The sequence below is a fragment of the Cupriavidus sp. MP-37 genome, assembly GCF_020618415.1.
In the GTDB taxonomy this organism is placed as follows: domain Bacteria; phylum Pseudomonadota; class Gammaproteobacteria; order Burkholderiales; family Burkholderiaceae; genus Cupriavidus.
On record NZ_CP085344.1, the window covers coordinates 3206734 to 3222769 of the forward strand.

At 68.5% G+C, this 16036-nt stretch carries 16 protein-coding genes; 9 read left to right on the top strand and 7 right to left on the bottom strand.

Translation table 11 applies throughout. The features are described from left to right. Window positions 1–4: 4 nt before the first annotated feature. The 3 genes from LIN44_RS14750 to xseA all read right to left on the bottom strand — a co-directional run bounded on the left by LIN44_RS14750 (window position 5) and on the right by xseA (window position 3739). Window positions 5–1099 (bottom strand): porin, encoded by a 1095-nt coding sequence (locus LIN44_RS14750; protein WP_227312712.1) that lies wholly within the window; start codon window positions 1097–1099, stop codon window positions 5–7. A gap of 473 nt (window positions 1100–1572) precedes the next feature. Then, window positions 1573–2154: a superoxide dismutase [Fe] gene (gene sodB, locus LIN44_RS14755; protein WP_012351891.1), complete on the bottom strand. Its 582-nt coding sequence runs from the start codon at window positions 2152–2154 to the stop codon at window positions 1573–1575. Window positions 2155–2353: 199 nt separating this feature from the next. Then, window positions 2354–3739: an exodeoxyribonuclease VII large subunit gene (gene xseA / locus LIN44_RS14760; protein ID WP_227312713.1), complete on the bottom strand. Its 1386-nt coding sequence runs from the start codon at window positions 3737–3739 to the stop codon at window positions 2354–2356. Between the two features lie 1064 nt (window positions 3740–4803). On the opposite strand from xseA, the gene LIN44_RS14765 reads away from it, so the two are divergent. The 7 genes from LIN44_RS14765 to LIN44_RS14795 all read left to right on the top strand — a co-directional run bounded on the left by LIN44_RS14765 (window position 4804) and on the right by LIN44_RS14795 (window position 10098). Continuing rightward, the gene (locus LIN44_RS14765; RefSeq protein ID WP_025583550.1) at window positions 4804–5424 is read left to right on the top strand and encodes a MotA/TolQ/ExbB proton channel family protein; all 621 of its coding nucleotides are present in this window, start codon (window positions 4804–4806) and stop codon (window positions 5422–5424) included. A gap of 24 nt (window positions 5425–5448) precedes the next feature. Further along, window positions 5449–5874 carry a biopolymer transporter ExbD gene (locus LIN44_RS14770; RefSeq protein WP_227312714.1) on the top strand — a complete coding sequence of 142 codons (426 nt, stop codon included), beginning with the start codon at window positions 5449–5451 and terminating at the stop codon, window positions 5872–5874. Window positions 5875–6027: 153 nt separating this feature from the next. After that, a complete protein-coding gene (gene lpxK / locus LIN44_RS14775) occupies window positions 6028–7131 on the top strand; it encodes a tetraacyldisaccharide 4'-kinase (protein WP_227312715.1) in 1104 nt (367 codons plus the stop codon). Beyond that, a complete protein-coding gene (locus tag LIN44_RS14780) occupies window positions 7112–7315 on the top strand; it encodes a Trm112 family protein (protein WP_012351886.1) in 204 nt (67 codons plus the stop codon). Before lpxK ends, LIN44_RS14780 begins: the two co-directional genes overlap by 20 nt. A gap of 11 nt (window positions 7316–7326) precedes the next feature. Next, window positions 7327–8136 carry a 3-deoxy-manno-octulosonate cytidylyltransferase gene (gene kdsB / locus LIN44_RS14785; RefSeq protein WP_227312716.1) on the top strand — a complete coding sequence of 270 codons (810 nt, stop codon included), beginning with the start codon at window positions 7327–7329 and terminating at the stop codon, window positions 8134–8136. 391 nt (window positions 8137–8527) lie between these two features. Then, entirely contained in the window at window positions 8528–9193 is a 666-nt protein-coding gene (gene adk, locus LIN44_RS14790) for an adenylate kinase (RefSeq protein ID WP_227312717.1), read from the top strand. Window positions 9194–9339: 146 nt separating this feature from the next. Then, entirely contained in the window at window positions 9340–10098 is a 759-nt protein-coding gene (locus LIN44_RS14795; RefSeq protein ID WP_227312718.1) for a 3-hydroxyacyl-CoA dehydrogenase, read from the top strand. A gap of 18 nt (window positions 10099–10116) precedes the next feature. Here LIN44_RS14795 and LIN44_RS14800 read toward each other — a convergent pair whose 3' ends face one another. Further along, the gene (locus tag LIN44_RS14800; protein ID WP_227312719.1) at window positions 10117–10929 is read right to left on the bottom strand and encodes a helix-turn-helix transcriptional regulator; all 813 of its coding nucleotides are present in this window, start codon (window positions 10927–10929) and stop codon (window positions 10117–10119) included. A gap of 153 nt (window positions 10930–11082) precedes the next feature. Here LIN44_RS14800 and LIN44_RS14805 point away from each other — a divergent pair, with 153 nt between their 5' ends. Further along, the gene (locus LIN44_RS14805; protein WP_227312720.1) at window positions 11083–11862 is read left to right on the top strand and encodes a class I SAM-dependent methyltransferase; all 780 of its coding nucleotides are present in this window, start codon (window positions 11083–11085) and stop codon (window positions 11860–11862) included. 37 nt (window positions 11863–11899) lie between these two features. Here LIN44_RS14805 and LIN44_RS14810 read toward each other — a convergent pair whose 3' ends face one another. Further along, entirely contained in the window at window positions 11900–12817 is a 918-nt protein-coding gene (locus LIN44_RS14810; RefSeq protein WP_227312721.1) for a LysR family transcriptional regulator, read from the bottom strand. A gap of 104 nt (window positions 12818–12921) precedes the next feature. On the opposite strand from LIN44_RS14810, the gene LIN44_RS14815 reads away from it, so the two are divergent. Then, window positions 12922–13947 carry a bile acid:sodium symporter family protein gene (locus tag LIN44_RS14815; protein ID WP_062797028.1) on the top strand — a complete coding sequence of 342 codons (1026 nt, stop codon included), beginning with the start codon at window positions 12922–12924 and terminating at the stop codon, window positions 13945–13947. Window positions 13948–14013: 66 nt separating this feature from the next. Here LIN44_RS14815 and LIN44_RS14820 read toward each other — a convergent pair whose 3' ends face one another. Both LIN44_RS14820 and tsaE read right to left on the bottom strand, forming a co-directional pair. Further along, window positions 14014–15516, bottom strand: coding sequence for an N-acetylmuramoyl-L-alanine amidase (locus LIN44_RS14820; protein ID WP_227312722.1), 1503 nt, complete (start codon window positions 15514–15516; stop codon window positions 14014–14016). Next, complete coding sequence (tsaE, locus tag LIN44_RS14825) at window positions 15510–16022, bottom strand: tRNA (adenosine(37)-N6)-threonylcarbamoyltransferase complex ATPase subunit type 1 TsaE (RefSeq protein ID WP_227312723.1); 513 nt, start codon at window positions 16020–16022, stop codon at window positions 15510–15512. Before tsaE ends, LIN44_RS14820 begins: the two co-directional genes overlap by 7 nt. Window positions 16023–16036: the final 14 nt, after the last annotated feature.

Sequence of the window (16036 nt, forward strand, 5' to 3'; positions counted from 1 at the left end):
GCGTTCAGAACGTGTGGCGCATGCCCAGGGCAAAGGTCTGCGGATCGGCGCCGGCGGAAATGCCCAGCTCGTTGATCGCAAAGTCGTAGGTGGCGTTCTTCTTGTTGAAGATGCGGCTGTAGAAGCCGAACACCGCGGTGCGCTTCGACAGCGGGTATTCGTAGCCGAGCGTGGCCTGCACCGCGCCGGTATCCGGACCGCTGCGGAAGAAGCCGACGGTCTCGGTGGCACTGCCGCGGCCGTTGCCGGCAAAGCCGACGCCCGCGCGCAGGCTGCCGGTCCACAGCTTCTGCACCACCGAGGCGTAATAGGCATCGCGCTTCAGGTCGCCGGTGGCGGTGCGGTAGTGCAGCCGCTCGTAGATGGCGGACACCTTGGTAGTCGGGAACTGGTACGACAGGCCGATCTTCATGCCTTCGTCGTCGCGGCCCGCGGCCTGGTAGTTGTTGTGGCGCTCGTAGGCCAGCACCACGTTCAGCGGGCCGTTGTCATAGGCGCCGGCAAACGACCACAGGCTCGGGTTGCGCGGCACGGAGATGCGCTCCTCGTTGATGCCCCAGGTCACGCCGCCGCTGAAGCCGTTCCATTTCGGGCTGCGGTAGTGCACGCTGTTCTTCTGGCGGCGGTCGAAGGAGCTGGTGTCCTGGATGTTGTCGGAAGTCGGGGTCGAGCCATTGCCGATCAGCGCCATGTAGCCGGCGGTGGTCGGATAGAACGGATCGTAGGAGGAGGTGGCTTCCAGGTAAGGCGTGGTCCAGTTGCCCATGAAGAAGCTGCCGGCCGAGCCGGCCAGCCCAAGGCGGGTATTGCGGCTGGCGAGTTGCCCGCTGCCCGTATCCAGCGAGATATTGCTCTCGATCTGCCAGATCGCCTTGAGGCTGCCCACCAGCGCTTCCTCGCCGCGCATGCCGAACACCGAGCGGTTGTTGGTGAGGCGGCCGGTGCCGCCCAGCTTGGTGCCATCGGTCGCCGTCGACGCGTCCGAATACTCCAGCGAGGTATTCAGCCGGCCATACAGCGTCACGTGGCTCTGCGCCGAAGCGACGCTGCAGCAGGCCGCGAGCGCCGCAAAGGTGGCGCCCGCAAGGGGGTTCTTCATGTTGTCTCCAGTGTCTGTCTTGCGCCTGTCCGAATCGATACGGGGATGCCTGCCCCGCCCCGTGCACGAAATCGCGGGCAGCAGCAACCCCTGCCCGGACTACGGCATCAGCATTTCTGGATTCTTGATTGCGCTATCTCATACGGCAGATTTACGCGGCGGATTTACGCGGCGATGCAGCGTGAGGGGATTCTAGAAACCGGGTATCGCAGCGTCCATTCGCATTTTCTTTTGGCCACCATATCGGTTTGTTATCGCGATGGCTGACCCTGCTGGCATGGATATCCGCAGCTTAGGGTGCGAGCGTGGGACCCGGTAGTGGGCGCTGGTGTGTCGCTGTGTTCCAGCCATGGGACGCCGTGAACACAGGCAATGCGGGGAAGTGCTGAGAGAGAGAGAGCGGAAGGCGGCGGGACAACAAAAAAGGGCCTGGCGGCCCTTTTTTGCTTTCTGCGGTGCAGACGATCCGTGGATCAGCCAGCGAAGTTCTTGCCGGCGAAGTCCCAGTTCACGACATTCCAGAATGCCTCGACGTACTTCGGACGGGCATTGCGGTAGTCGATGTAGTAGGCGTGCTCCCACACGTCGCAGGTCAGCAGCGGCTTGGCGTCGGTGGTCAGCGGCGTGGCGGCGTTGGAGGTGGACACCAGGTCCAGCGAGCCGTCGGCCTTCTTGACCAGCCAGGCCCAGCCCGAACCGAAGGTGCCGACGGCAACCTTGGTGAACTCTTCCTTGAACTTGTCGAACGAGCCCCACTTGGCGTTGATGGCATCGGCCAGTGCGCCGGTCGGCTGGCCACCGCCGTTGGGCTTCAGCGAATCCCAGTAGAAGGTGTGGTTCCACACCTGGGCAGCGTTGTTGAAAATGCCGCCCGACGACTTCTTGACGATCTCTTCCAGGGTCGCGTTCTCGAACTCGGTGCCCTTGATGAGGTTGTTCAGGTTGGTGACGTAGGTCTGGTGGTGCTTGTCATGATGGAACTCCAGGGTCTCCTTGGAGATGTGCGGAGCCAGGGCATCATGCGCGTACGGAAGCGGGGGGAGCTTGTGTTCCATTGTTCTGTCTCTGTGGGTTGGGGTTGTGGGTCCGGAATGGCCGATTGTAGGGGACTTGCAAGACCCACGCAAACCGCGGCGCAAAGCCCCCTGCTCCGATGTTAGTTTGTCCGCGCGCGGCTTTCCGGGAGATTTCGGCGCGGCCTTCCGGGCCTGCGCCGCACGCGAATGGGAGGCGTTCCCGGCTCCGCGCGGCGGCTCAGAATTCCGGCAGCTTGGCCTGCACGCCGGCGATCGCCAGGTCGGCCACGCCTTCGGCCAGGTGCGCTTCGACCACGCTGCCGGCGCGGATCTCGGCGGGGGCGCGCAGCGCGCGTCCGCGCTGGTCGAGCAGCACCGCATAGCCGCGTTCGAGTGTGCGTTGCGGCGCCAGCAACTCGAGCGCGCCGGCGCTGCGCGCCAGGCGCTGGCCGGCGCGCTCGTGCTGGCGCAGCGCGGCGGCCTGCAGCCGCTGCCACAGTCGCGCCACGTCGGCGTGGGCCGCGGCGGCGTCGGGGCGGCATGCGCGCCAGCGCATCGCCAGCAGTTGCTGGCGATGGCGCTGCGACACCACGGTGTCGCGCAATGCCGATCGCAAATGTCGCGCCAGATTGTCGACCTGTGCGCGGCGCTCCTGCAGCTGCGCCTGCGGGCTGCGCACGCGCCGGGCCAGCCAGTCGAGGTGTTGCGCGCGCAGGTCGAGCCCGCGACGCAGGCATTGCCTCAGCGCATCGCGGGCACGCACGGTCTGCGCGAGCAGGTGGGCGCGATCCGGGCTGACCAGCTCGGCCGCGCCGGTGGGCGTCGGCGCGCGCACGTCGGCGACAAAATCGGCAATGGTGAAATCGGTCTCGTGGCCGACGCCGGAAACCACCGGCAGCGTGCAGCGCGCGATCGCCTGCGCCACCACCTCTTCATTGAACGACCACAGGTCTTCGATGCTGCCGCCGCCGCGGCACAGGATCAGCACGTCGCATTCGGCGCGCGCGGCCGCGGCATCGAGCATGTCGGCGATCTTCTGCGCCGCGCCCGCGCCCTGCACCGGTACCGGATAGACCACCACCGGCACATGCGGCGCGCGCCGCCGCAGCGTGCTCAGCACATCGCGCAGCGCCGCCGCCTGCAGCGACGTGACCACGCCGATGGTGCGCGGCTGCGCCGGCACCGGGCGCTTGCGCTCCGGCGCGAACAGCCCGGCCTGCGACAGTTTTTCCTTGAGCCGCAGGAAGGCCTCGTACAGGTTGCCGAGCCCGGCGCGGCGCATGGCCTCGACCCCCAGCTGCAGCTCGCCGCGCGCCTCGTACATCGACACCACCGCGCGCACCTCGACGGCCTCGCCCTCGCGCGGCTGGAAGTCGACATGCTGGTTGCGCCCGCGGAACATCACGCAGCGGATCTGCGCGCGCGCGTCCTTCAGCGAGAAATACCAGTGGCCGCTGGCCGCGCGCGTGAAGTTTGAGATCTCGCCGCGTACCCAGGCGAGCGGAAAGCTGCGTTCGAGCACGCGCGCGATGGCGTGGTTGAGTTCGCCGACGGGGATCACGTCGCGGCCGCTGCGCGGCGCGGTGAAGGAAGGGTCACGCGGGAAATTCGGCAGGTCAGGCATTGGGGCACCCGCTGGCAAGCGGCGTGGATCAGACATGTCCACAGCATAACCGCTCTGTCAAGGGGGTAGCGCTGATGCCGCAGGGCTGCCCTGAAACCCGCATGACTTCGTGCAAACCGTTGATTCTTATGCGATTTCTGGATGCAACAAAAATTAGGCAATATAACCATTTTTCTTTTGCATCAACCACTTACAAGGCCGGCGGGCGGCTTGTTCACAAAGTTATCCACAGCTTCTCTGGATAAAATGCGCTGCTCGGCTCACATCAAGACTTGGTGTGGCCCGTAACCCGCTTCTTTCGGATCCCACGCGCCTTGGCCTTCGCACCGACGGTAAGCGCCGGATGGTGTCACGGGCGGCGCAGCCTCGTGCTGCATTTGCACATTTTCGTAGCACCGCCGGAAAATCCACGTAAATTCAAAGACTTGGCTGTGTTCTCCCGGATTTGTCCACAGGCCATCCACAATGCTCTCCCTCGCCGCTGTGGACAAACCCCGATTTTGACGGCGCCACAGGGATGCACGGTCGGGACGCAGCCCATACGTCCGTTTGCCTGTTTTTTAAGCAAGGGGGTCGGCCACCTTTCGAATCAAGGGTTTACGCGATCTCTCAGGTAGCTGTCCACAAGCCCTCCACAGTACTGTCCCGCTGCTTTGTGGAAAGTCGCATCCGAAAGTGCGGCCGCGCACGGCGGCGGCGCCGGAGACTGTGGCAAGCACCCGTCCGGCACGTGCCGGATGCGCCGCAGCGCCAGCCGGGGCAGAGTTGCACAATTTTTACGCAGCACCTGCTTTGCCTTTTCCGATCAAGGACTTAGCCATCTTGTCCGGCAGCTTTCCACAATCGATCCACAACACTGTCCCTGTGCGCTGTGGAAAGCGATGCGCGCCGGAGACAGCCGCGCGCCGTCCCTTGCCGCGCGCCGGGCCGCGGGTTAGAGTGGCGCCTGTTTTTTTTGAGAGCAATGCCGGAGCGCGCAGCAAGGCATCGTGCCCATGCGCCTCAAGGCATGCCGACTGGTGGTTTGGGGTTTCGTTATTCGGTAGTCGATCCCGGGGGTCCAAGTGTTTTCCATCATTCAAGCGGCCGGCTGGCCGATCTGGCCGCTGTTGCTCGCCTCTGTCATCGCGCTGGCGCTGATCGTCGAACGCTTCCTGTCGCTCAAGCGCAGCAAGGTGCTGCCCGCCAGGCTCTACGAAGAGGCGCTGGCGGCCGCGCAGCAGCGCCGCGCGACGCCGGAAGTGGTCAACACCCTGGAACAGAATTCACCGCTGGGGCGCGTGCTGGCCGCCGGGCTGCGCCACGTGGTGCTGCAGCCGCATACCTCGCGCGACGCCGCCAAGGACGTGGTCGAGGAAGCCGGGCGCGTGGTCGCGCATGAGCTCGAGCGCTACCTGAACGCACTCGGCACGATCGCCTCGGTGGCACCGCTGATGGGGCTGCTGGGCACGGTGATCGGCATGATCGAGATCTTCGGCAGCCAGGGCGGCACCGGCACCAGCCCGGAGCAGCTGGCGCACGGCATCTCGGTGGCGCTGTACAACACCGCCTTCGGCCTGATCGTAGCGATCCCGGCGCTGATCTTCTGGCGCTACTTCCGCCGCCGCGTCGACGACTATGTGGCCGAACTGGAATTCCGCGCCACCTCGTTCCTCGACGCCATCCTGCCGCAGCGCCGCGCCTGAGCGCCGCACGCCGCCCCCGACGCCATGCACTTCCGTTCCCGCCAGCGGCGCGAAGAGCCGGAGATCAACCTGATCCCGCTGATCGACGTGCTGCTCGTGATCCTGATCTTCCTGATGATCACGACCACTTACTCGCGCTTTACCGAGCTGCAGATCCAGCTGCCCACCGCCGACGCCGAGCGCGCCCGGCAGCAGCCGCAGGAGATCGTGGTGTCGGTGTCGGCGCGCGGGGTCTACTCGGTCAACAAGCAGGTGATGGAGCAGAAAGACGTCACCAGCCTGGCCGACCAGCTGCGCACCGTCGCGGGTGCCGGCGGCCAGGCGCCGGTGGTGATCGTCAATGCCGACGCGCAGGCCACGCACCAGGCCGTGGTCAACGTGATGGAGGCCGCGCGGCTGGCCGGGCTGTCGCGCCTGACCTTCGCCACGCAGAGCGCGCAGCCGCGCTGATCCCGGGCCGCACTGCGCGCCGGCGTGCGCCGGCGGCCGGCGGGCTTGCCCCATGCGCACGGCAATGCCCATAATGGTTGGGCCGCCCCGAGGGGCGTAGCCGCGAGCGCACTACAATCGCATCCCGACCACCGACTCTCGCCCGCCGCGTCCATGCCCGTTCCCCGCCATGCCCTTGCCGATTTCGTGACCGCCCAGTGGCAACGCCGCGGCTGGTTCGCGTGGGTCATGCTGCCGTTCTCGCTGCTGTTCGGCCTGGTTGCGCGGGTGCGCCGCCATGGCTACCGGCGCAGCTGGTTCAAGTCGACGCGGCTGCCGATGCCGGTGGTGGTGGTCGGCAACGTCACCGTGGGCGGCACCGGCAAGACCCCGGCGGTGATCGCGCTGGCGCAGGCGCTGACCGAGGCCGGGCTGCGGCCCGGCGTGGTCTCGCGCGGCTACGGCGTGCAGCTGAAGCACCCGCGCCGCGTCAAGCCCACCTCGCAGGCGAGCGACGTCGGCGACGAGCCGCTGCTGATCGCGCGCGCCACCGACGTGCCGGTGTGGGTCTTCCCCGACCGCGCGCTGTGCGCGCAAGCCATGCTGGTGTCGCACCCCGGCATCAACGTGCTGCTGCTCGACGACGGCCTGCAGCACTACAAGCTGCAGCGCGATTTCGAGATCGTGATGTTCGACGCGCGCATGGGCGGCAACGGCCTGATGCTGCCGGCCGGTCCGCTGCGCGAGCCGCTCTCGCGCCCGCGCGACGCCACCCTGATCAACGACCCCAATTTCCGCGCCACGCCCGACCGCCCCGGCGTGTACGGCATGCGGCTGGAACTCGACGATGCCTGGCAGCTTGCCGATCCCACCATGGCGCGGCCGCTCAGCGCCTTTGCCGGGCGGCGCGTGCTGGCCGCGGCCGGCATCGGCAACCCCGAGCGCTTCTTCGCCAGCCTGCGCGGCGCCGGCCTCGCGCCGAAGACGCTGCCGCTGCCCGACCACTATGACTTTGTCGTCGACCCGTTCGTCGACCACCCCGATGCGCTCGACGCCGACGTGATCCTGATCACCGAGAAGGATGCCGTAAAATGCGAGCGCTTCGACGACCCGCGCATCTGGGTCGTGCCCACCAGGCCCGTGATCGACGCGGGCCTGATCGATAAAATCCGCCGCGCCGTGCAGGCGCAAATCCAACCCGCGCCGACCGCGCCGGCCGCCGCGAGCGGCGCCGCCGGGCGCAACGAGGAACACCGAGATGGACAACCGGCTGCTTGAAATCCTGGTCTGCCCGCTATGCAAGGGCAAGCTGGAATACGACCGCGCCGCGCAGGAGCTGATCTGCCACGCCGACAAGCTGGCCTACCCGATCCGCGACGGCATCCCCGTGATGCTGGCCGACGAGGCCCGCCAGTCGGTGCCGGGCCGCGTCATCGAGCCGGACGCGCCGGCCGGCAACTGAGCAGCGCGGCCATGACCCTCCCCGCGTTTACCGTCGTCATTCCGGCGCGGCTGGCCTCGACCCGCCTGCCCGACAAGCCCCTCGCCGATATCGGCGGGCGCCCGATGGTGGTGCGCGTGGCCGAACGCGCGCATGCGTCGTCGGCACAGCGCACCGTGGTCGCCACCGACGCGCCCGCGGTGGCGCAGGCCTGCGCCGCGCACGGTATCGAGGCCGTGCTGACGCGTGCCGACCACCCCTCCGGCACCGACCGCCTGGCCGAGGTCGCCGCGCAACTGGGCCTGGCCGATGACGCCATCGTCGTCAACGTGCAGGGCGACGAGCCGCTGATCGAGCCGGCGCTGATCGACGAAGTGGCGCTGCACCTGGCGCACCACGCCGACTGCGCCATCGCCACCGCGGCCCATCCGCTGCACGACAGCGCCGAGGTGTTCAACCCCAACGTGGTCAAGGTGGTGTGCGACGCCGCCGGGCGCGCGCTGTATTTCTCGCGCGCACCGATTCCGTGGGCGCGCGACGCGTGGTCCGGCGTGCCGTCCGCGCCCGCCGCGTCGGCCCGGGTGCCGCTGCCCGACATGCCGGTGCTGCGCCATATCGGCCTGTACGCTTATCGCGCCGGCTTCCTGCGCCGTTTCCCGGCGCTGGCGGCAGCGCCGCTGGAGCAGACCGAGGCGCTGGAGCAGCTGCGCGCGATGTGGCACGGCGAGCGCATCGCCGTGATGCAGACCGCCGCCGCGCCCGCGCCCGGCGTCGACACCCAGGCCGATCTGGACCGGGTGCGGGCGCTATGGGCGCAGTCGATGGTCCAGGAAGGGCCCTGAGCGGCACGCCTGCGGAATCGGCAAGGCACCTGCACGCGCGCCTGCCCGCTCAGGTCGAATCTGCTGCAACCGAACCGGGGGGCCGATTTCAGGCCGAATCCCCCCGGCCTCATGGCATAATGCCTGCCGATACAGAGCCGCCCCGCTGGCGCGAGCGATCGCGCCGCCGGCCAAGGCTCGGTGGGGAGATAAAGATAGAGCCCGTCCGGTGCGCCGCGCCGCCATCCCCCTGGCAGCCGCCGCCGGCCGTACGCGTGGGTACGCCTGAGCCGTGCCCGCGCTGAACGCAGTCAGCACGCACCGGGACCGCAGTCAGTCTCGCGTCAAGTTACGGCGTTACCCTCCTTCTGATCTCCCGCCATACCGGATTGAAAACTCTGAGGACCCGTAAATGCGTTTGATCCTGTTGGGCGCGCCTGGCGCCGGCAAAGGCACGCAAGCCAAGTTCATCTGCGAGAAGTTCGGCATTCCGCAAATCTCCACGGGCGACATGCTGCGCGCCGCGGTGAAGGCCGGCACGCCGCTGGGCGTGGAAGCCAAGAAGGTCATGGACGCGGGCGGACTGGTGTCGGACGACATCATCATCGGCCTGGTGAAGGACCGCCTGAAGCAGGACGACTGCAAGAGCGGCTACCTGTTCGACGGCTTCCCGCGCACCATTCCGCAAGCCGAAGCGATGAAGGACGCGGGCGTGGCGATCGACTATGTGCTCGAGATCGACGTGCCGTTCGACGCCATCATCGAACGCATGAGCGGGCGCCGCGTCCATGTGGCATCGGGCCGCACCTACCACCTCAAGTACAACCCGCCCAAGGTGGAAGGCGTCGACGACGAGACCGGCGAGCCGCTGATCCAGCGCGACGACGACAAGGAAGAAACCGTCAAGAAGCGCCTCGACGTCTACTCGCAGCAGACCCGTCCGCTGGTGGACTACTACTCGGCATGGGCCGCCAACGGCGACGCCGCGGCCAAGGTGGCGCCGCCGAAGTACCGCAAGATCCTGGGCGTGGGCAACGTCGACGAGATCACGGCGCGGGTGTTCGAGGCGCTGAAGTAACCGGTTCTGCGCCAGTGCACCACGAATGAAAAAGCGGCCTTCCGGCCGCTTTTTCGTTTTGGCTGACGTACCTCTTGCATGCCGGGCCTTGCTCCGTACAATATTGACGTTTACGTAAACGGCAATCACACCGAGGAGACACCATCGTGGAAATCAAGGACAACGTATTCATCATCACCGGCGGCGCCTCGGGCCTCGGCGCCGGCACGGCCCGACTGCTCGCCGAAGCGGGCGCCAAGGTGGTCATTGCCGACCTGAACGAGACCGCCGGCCAGGCCCTGGCGGCCGAGACCGGCGGCCGGTTCGTGCGCTGCGATGTGACCTCGGAAGCCGATGGCCAGGCCGTGGTCGCGGCGGCACAGTCGCTGGGGCGTCTCGCCGGGCTGGTCAATTGCGCCGGCATCGCCACGGCCAACAAGACCGTCGGCAAGAACGGCCCGCATCCGCTCGATGCCTTCGACAAGACCATCCGCATCAACCTGATCGGCACCTTCAACATGATCCGCCTGGCCGCCGCGGCGATGGTGCAGAACACGCCGGACAGCGAGGGCGAACGCGGCGTGATCATCAATACCGCGTCGGTGGCGGCCTTCGACGGGCAGATCGGGCAGGCCGCCTATGCCGCGTCCAAGGGCGGCGTGGTCGGCATGACGCTGGCGATCGCGCGCGACCTGGCGCGCGACGGCGTGCGCTGCATGACCATCGCCCCGGGCCTGTTCGAGACCCCGATGCTGCTGGGCATGCCGCAGGAGGTGCAGGACGCGCTGGGCAAGATGGTGCCGTTCCCGTCGCGGCTGGGCCGGCCCGCCGAGTATGCGAAGCTGGCGCGCTCGATCATCGAGAACCCCATGCTCAACGGCGAAGTGATCCGCCTGGACGGCGCGATCCGGATGCAGCCCAAGTAAGCGCCGCCCGCTGCCCGCTCAGCCGGGCAGCAGCATCACCAGCATCAGTCCCGGCGCCGCCGCCGGCACCAGCGTCAGCTGCTCGAACTGCAGCGCGCCCCGGCGCGGATGGCGAAAGCCGCGGCGCCCGCCCTCGCGCTCTTCCACGTCCTGCGACAGCCAGGCAGCGCGGAAGTCCGCGCTCTCCGCCATCAACCCCTCGATCAATGCCCGCGTCGGCGCTTCGTCGGCGTGGCGGATGCTGTGCGCGCGGAATTCGGCCACCAGGCGTGCGGCGCGGTGCGGCCAGTCGTGCACCAGTGCCTGCAGCGCCGGCGACAGGAACATCGCGCGCAGCAGGTTGCGCTCGGTGGCGGCGTCGTCGAGCCAGCCGGTGAACAGCTCCGCGGCCGCGGCGTTCCAGGCCAGTGCGGTCCACTGGCGGTCCAGCAGGTAGGCCGGCCCGTCGATGGCATGCACGCTGGCCAGCACCGCGGGCGGCACCGGCTCGCCGGCGGCGTGCTGCGGGTCGCGCCGCCCCGCCAGCTCGAACAGGTAGGCGCGCTCGGCGCGCGACAGCCGCAGCGCCGCGGCCAGGCTGGCGAGCGCGCGCGCCGACAGCGCCACCGGCCGGCCCTGCTCCAGCCATGTCACCCAGGTTGTGCTCAGTCCCGCCAGCTGCGCGACCTCCTCGCGGCGCAGGCCGGGCGTGCGCCGGCGCTGGCCGGGCGCCAGGCCCACGTCCGCCGGCGCCAGCCGTTCGCGGTGCGCGCGCAGGAAGGCGCCAAGCACGGCTTCGCGCGAGGCTGGCGCGGATGGGGAAGGATCTGAAGGCTGGGCGAGAGGCGGCATGGCAGGCTGGTGGCGCTTATACCAGGATAAGACGGTGACTTGTACCGGGAAAACGGCCCGCCTACAGTATGCCGAACCCGCCTCGCGGGCAAGTCCCCTCGCCGACAACAACGCCGCCGGCCGACCCGGCCACGGCCCAAGGAGCCCAGCACCATGCAGCAACAGGAACTCGTCGCCGCCCAGTTCGGCGCCACCGCCAGCGCCTATCTCACCAGCGCGGTCCACGCCAGCGGCGCGGACCTGCAGCAACTGAAGGACGAACTGGCCGCGCTGATTCCCGCGGCCAAGCGCCCGCGCAGCCGCGTGCTCGACCTGGGCTGCGGCGCCGGCCATGCCAGCTTTGCCGCCGCCGCGGTGGCGGGCGAGGTGACCGCCTACGACCTGTCGGCCGACATGCTGGCCGTGGTCGAGGCCGCGGCGCGCGAGCGCGGGCTGGCCAACGTGCGCACCCGCCAGGGCGCGGCCGAGCAGCTGCCGTTCGACGATGCCAGCTTCTGCGCGGTGGTGTCGCGCATGAGCGCGCACCACTGGCGCGACGTGCCGGCGGCGCTGGCCGAAATCCGCCGCGTGCTCAAGCCCGGCGGCAAGGTGATCATGATCGACATCGCCGGCGCGCCGGACCCGCTGCGCGATACCTGGCTGCAATCGGTCGAGTTGCTGCGCGATCCCTCGCATGTGCGCGACTACACCCCGGCGGGCTGGCGGGCGATGTTCGAGGCCGCGGGTTTTGCCGCGGATGCCATCGCGGTATCGGAGACCTGGCGCATCGGCATCGATTTCGACAGCTGGGTGCAGCGCATGCGCACGCCGGCGGTGGCGGTGGGCGCGATCCGGCACCTGTGGCAGGTCGCGCCAGCGGAAGTGCGCGAGCACTATCGCGTGCGGGCAGACGGCAGCTTCGAACTGGAAGCGGTGATGGTGAGCGCGCGCTGAACGGACGCGCCGGCTCAGGCCGCGGTTCAGCCGCGGTTCAGGCCGCGGCGCTGGCCGTCGGCGCCTCGGCCCGCACGGTCAGGCGCCGCACCAGCTCCCACACCGCCGCCGCCGCCGGCGACAAGGAACGGTCCTCGCGCCGCACCATGACGATGCTGCGTTCCTCGCGCGGCACCAGCGGGCGCCACACCAGCGGCGACGCCGCCGGCAGCGGCAGCGAGAACGACGGCAGCACCGACACGCCGATGCCGGCCTCGACCATGCCGAACACGCTGGCCGAATGGCCCAGTTCCTGCACCACCTGCGGCACCACGCCATGGCGGCCGAACACGCGGTCGATCAGCGGCCGGCTGCCCGAGGCAAAGTCCAGCAGCACCAGCCGCATCCCATGCAGCGCCGACCAAGGCACCGATTCCGCCTGCGCCAGCGGATGGTCGCGCCGGCATACGAAACAGAACGGGTCGGTCGCCACCGGCTCCACCAGCAATCCGTCGCGCACCAGCGGGTCGATCAGCACGCCGAAGTCGACCGCGCCGGCGCGGACCTGCTCCAGCCCGTCGGCCTGGACGTTGTCGCGCACGGTCAGGCGGATCTCGGGGTATTGCGCGGCGCAGGCGGCCACATAAAGCGGCATCAAGCGGGCGGAGATGGTCGGCGCGCCGGCTATCACTACGCGACCACGATAGCGCTCGCCCAGCTGCCGTGTTTCTTCCAGCGTGTCGTCCAGCTGCCCGAGCAGGCGCTCCAGCGCCGGCGCCAGCGCATGGCCGGCCTCGGTCAGCACCACTTCGCGCGTGGTGCGGTCCAGCAGGCGCACGCCGAGCGCGTCTTCCAGCTCGGCCACGCCGCGGCTGACCGCCGGCTGGGTCAGTCCGACAGCGTCAGCGGCACGGCTGAAGCCGCCGCTGCTGGCCACTGCCAGGAACACGCGCAACTGGCGCAATGTGTAATTCATGCAACAAGCGGATAAATAGATTCTATAAATGAATTTGCATTCTAGACCCGTCTAGCGTCCAATACTAGGCAAAACCCTAACATCGCAGGAACTCACCCGCAGTCATGTCCCGTATTGTCCGCAATCTCAAGAAGCTCTATGACCTGATCGACGGCTTTGTGCTCGTCATGCTGACCGCCATCGCCATCGCGCTGGCCGCGCCCGAACTCGGCACCGGCGACGGCCCGCTGCACCTTGGCGTGGTAACCAGCCTGGGCGTGGCGCTGGTGTTCTTCCTGCACGGCGCGGCGCTGTCGCGCGACAAGCTGGTGGCGGGCGCCAAGCACTGGCGCCTGCACGTGTTCGTGCAGGTCTTCACCTACGTGGTGTTCCCCGTGGTGGGCGCACTGCTGATGCTGTCGCTGCGCAATACGCTGCCGGCCGACCTGCTGCTGGGCGTGTTCTTCCTGTGCGCGCTGCCGTCGACGGTGTCGTCGTCGGTGGCCATGACCTCGATGGCGCGCGGCAATGTCTCGGGCGCGATCTTCAACGCCACCATCTCGGGCCTGATCGGCATGCTGGTGACGCCGCTGCTGATGGGGCTGGTGATCAGCGCCAGCGGTGCCTCGATGCCGCTGGGCAAGGCACTGACCGGCGTGGCGCTGCAGCTGCTGCTGCCGTTCGCGCTGGGCCAGCTGCTGCGCCCGCTGATCGGCAGCTGGCTGGCGAAGAAGAAGCACATCACCAACAAGATCGACCGCGGCGTGATCGTGCTGATCGTCTACTCGTCGTTCTGCGACGCGACCGCCGAAGGCCTGTGGCACCAGTACCAGTGGCAGACCATCGGCGCGGTGATGGGGATTGCCGCGGTGCTGCTGTTCGTGGTGCTGGGCTTTACCACGCTGACCGCGCGCCGCCTGGGCTTTTCGGTCGAGGACGAGATCACCGCGGTGTTCTGCGGCTCGAAGAAGAGCCTGGCCAACGGCATCCCGATGGCCAAGATCCTGTTTGCCGGCCATCCGGCACTGGGGCTGCTGGTGCTGCCGCTGATGGTCTACCACCAGCTGCAGCTGATCGTGTGCTCGGTGATCGCGTCGCGCTATGCCAACCGCGATGCGTTGCTGGAAGACCAGGCCACCGCGCGGGCCTGAAGCGCGCGGCGATGAATAAACCGGGGCATGCCCCGGTTTTTTTGTGCCTGCCGCCCGCGCGACGGATCAGACCGACGGGTTCTTCGACAGCGGCGGATTGCGCGCGAAGTACGAGCGGATGCCCTTCAGGATGGCATTGGCCAGCTGCTCCTGGTGCGCGTTGTCGTTGAGCTTGCGCTCCTCTTCCGGATTGCTGATGAAGGCGGTCTCGATCAGGATCGACGGAATATCGGGGGCCTTCAGCACGGCAAAGCCCGCCTGTTCGACATGGGCCTTGTGCAGCTTGTTGATGCCGCCGATCTCGCCCAGCACGGCCTTGCCCACCAGCAGGCTGTCGTTGATCTGCGCGGTGGTCGACAAATCGAGCAGCACGCGCGCCACCTGCGCATCCTTGTTGCCCATGTTGGCGCCGCCGATCAGGTCGGAGGCGTTTTCCTTGTTGGCCAGCCAGCGCGCCGCGGTACTGGACGCGCCGCGCTCGGACAGCGCGAACACCGACGCGCCGCGCGCCTCGGGCGACAGAAACGCGTCGGCGTGGATCGACACGAACAGGTCCGCCTGCACGCGGCGCGCCTTCTGCACGCGCACGTTCAGCGGCACGAAGAAATCGGCGTCGCGTGTCATCATCGCGCGCATATTGGGCTGGGCGTCGATCTTGGCGCGCAGCCGGTGCGCGATCTGCAGCACCACATCCTTCTCGCGCGAGCCGGCCGCGCCGATCGCGCCCGGGTCTTCGCCGCCATGGCCGGGGTCGATCGCCACGGTCAGCAGGCGGCGCATCTTGAACGGGCGCTCGGCGGTGGGGTTGTCGCGCGCCACCGGCGGCACCACCGGGGCGTTGGGCGTCGGCACCGGCGGTGCCGACGGCTTCGGCCGGGCTGCCGCCACCGGCGGCGGCAGCGGCGCGGTGGTGGGCGGCACCTCGCCCTTCTCGTCGAAGCGGCGCACCAGCGCGCCGATGGCGTCTTCTTCCGCGCCGGCCGGCGCGCCGGCGATGCCTTCGGCGCCCGGCGCCGGATCGGAGGTCGCAAAGCGGCGCTGCTTTTCCTCGGTGTCGCGCACCAGCTTCCACAGCGGATCGGGCGGATTGACCGGGTACAGGTCGAACACCAGCCGGTTGCGGTAGCTGCCGATGGGCAACAGCGTGAACACCTGCGGCGCCACGTTTTCCTTCAGGTCGAACACCATGCGGACCACGCGCGGGCGGTTCTGGCCCACGCGCACGGTCTGGATATACGGGTCGTTCGGCGTGATCTTGGCCACCAGCTCGCGCAGCGTGGGCGACAGGTCGAGGCCGTCGATGTCCACCACCAGCCGGTCGGGGTCGCGGATCATCTGGTGCACCGCGGCCAGCGGCGCGTCGGATTCGATGGTGACGCGGGTGTAGTCCTCGGCCGGCCACACGCGCACCGCGACGATGCCGGCGCCAGACGCGATCTGCGGGCCGGCCAGCGTCAGCACGGCGGTGCCGGCGCCCAGCTTCAGTGCCTGCGCCATCCATTTGCGGCGCGCCTGCAGCAGGCCGTCGGGTCCATCGGGGCGGTCGGTGGCAAGTCGCTTGATCAGCATGCGTTCAGCAAGGTAAGTCCAGTGGGAGTATAGGCGCGCAAGGTCGCGATCCGCCGCTCGCCGGCGTCATCGGCGCCGGCCATGTCCGATTGGAGCAACACGTGCAGGTCCGGTTCCCCCAGCAGGCGCCCGGCCTTTTCCGGCCACTCGACCAGGTTGAAGGCCGGTTCGGCGAAGCAGTCGCGGAAGCCCGCGTCGAGCCACTCTTCGGGATCGGCAAAGCGGTACAGGTCGAAGTGGTAGACCGTCAGCGGCGAGCCGTCGGCGCGGGCGACTTCATAGGGCTCGCACAGCGTATAGGTGGGGCTGCGGACCTTGCCCGCATGGCCCAGCGCGCGCAGCACCGCACGCGACAGCGTGGTCTTGCCGGCGCCCAGGTCGCCGGACAGCTGCACATGCACCGTGCGCGGCGGCATCGCCTGCACCGCGGCGGCCAGCGCGGCGCCCAGGCGCGCGGTGGCGTCTTCGTCGGGCAGCGTCAGGGTGCGTTCTTCGAGCAAGGGCATTGCGTACAATTCAG

Bases quoted from the DNA above. Each gene is read 5' to 3' on its own strand.
- LIN44_RS14750 (WP_227312712.1), bottom strand. From the start codon at position 1,099: ATGAAGAACCCCCTTGCGGGCGCCACCTTTGCGGCGCTCGCGGCCTGC.
- sodB (WP_012351891.1), bottom strand. From the start codon at position 2,154: ATGGAACACAAGCTCCCCCCGCTTCCGTACGCGCATGATGCCCTGGCT.
- xseA (WP_227312713.1), bottom strand. From the start codon at position 3,739: ATGCCTGACCTGCCGAATTTCCCGCGTGACCCTTCCTTCACCGCGCCG.
- LIN44_RS14770 (WP_227312714.1), top strand. From the start codon at position 5,449: ATGCACTTCCGTTCCCGCCAGCGGCGCGAAGAGCCGGAGATCAACCTG.
- lpxK (WP_227312715.1), top strand. From the start codon at position 6,028: ATGCCCGTTCCCCGCCATGCCCTTGCCGATTTCGTGACCGCCCAGTGG.
- LIN44_RS14780 (WP_012351886.1), top strand. From the start codon at position 7,112: ATGGACAACCGGCTGCTTGAAATCCTGGTCTGCCCGCTATGCAAGGGC.
- kdsB (WP_227312716.1), top strand. From the start codon at position 7,327: ATGACCCTCCCCGCGTTTACCGTCGTCATTCCGGCGCGGCTGGCCTCG.
- adk (WP_227312717.1), top strand. From the start codon at position 8,528: ATGCGTTTGATCCTGTTGGGCGCGCCTGGCGCCGGCAAAGGCACGCAA.
- LIN44_RS14800 (WP_227312719.1), bottom strand. From the start codon at position 10,929: ATGCCGCCTCTCGCCCAGCCTTCAGATCCTTCCCCATCCGCGCCAGCC.
- LIN44_RS14805 (WP_227312720.1), top strand. From the start codon at position 11,083: ATGCAGCAACAGGAACTCGTCGCCGCCCAGTTCGGCGCCACCGCCAGC.
- LIN44_RS14810 (WP_227312721.1), bottom strand. From the start codon at position 12,817: ATGAATTACACATTGCGCCAGTTGCGCGTGTTCCTGGCAGTGGCCAGC.
- LIN44_RS14815 (WP_062797028.1), top strand. From the start codon at position 12,922: ATGTCCCGTATTGTCCGCAATCTCAAGAAGCTCTATGACCTGATCGAC.
- LIN44_RS14820 (WP_227312722.1), bottom strand. From the start codon at position 15,516: ATGCTGATCAAGCGACTTGCCACCGACCGCCCCGATGGACCCGACGGC.
- tsaE (WP_227312723.1), bottom strand. From the start codon at position 16,022: ATGCCCTTGCTCGAAGAACGCACCCTGACGCTGCCCGACGAAGACGCC.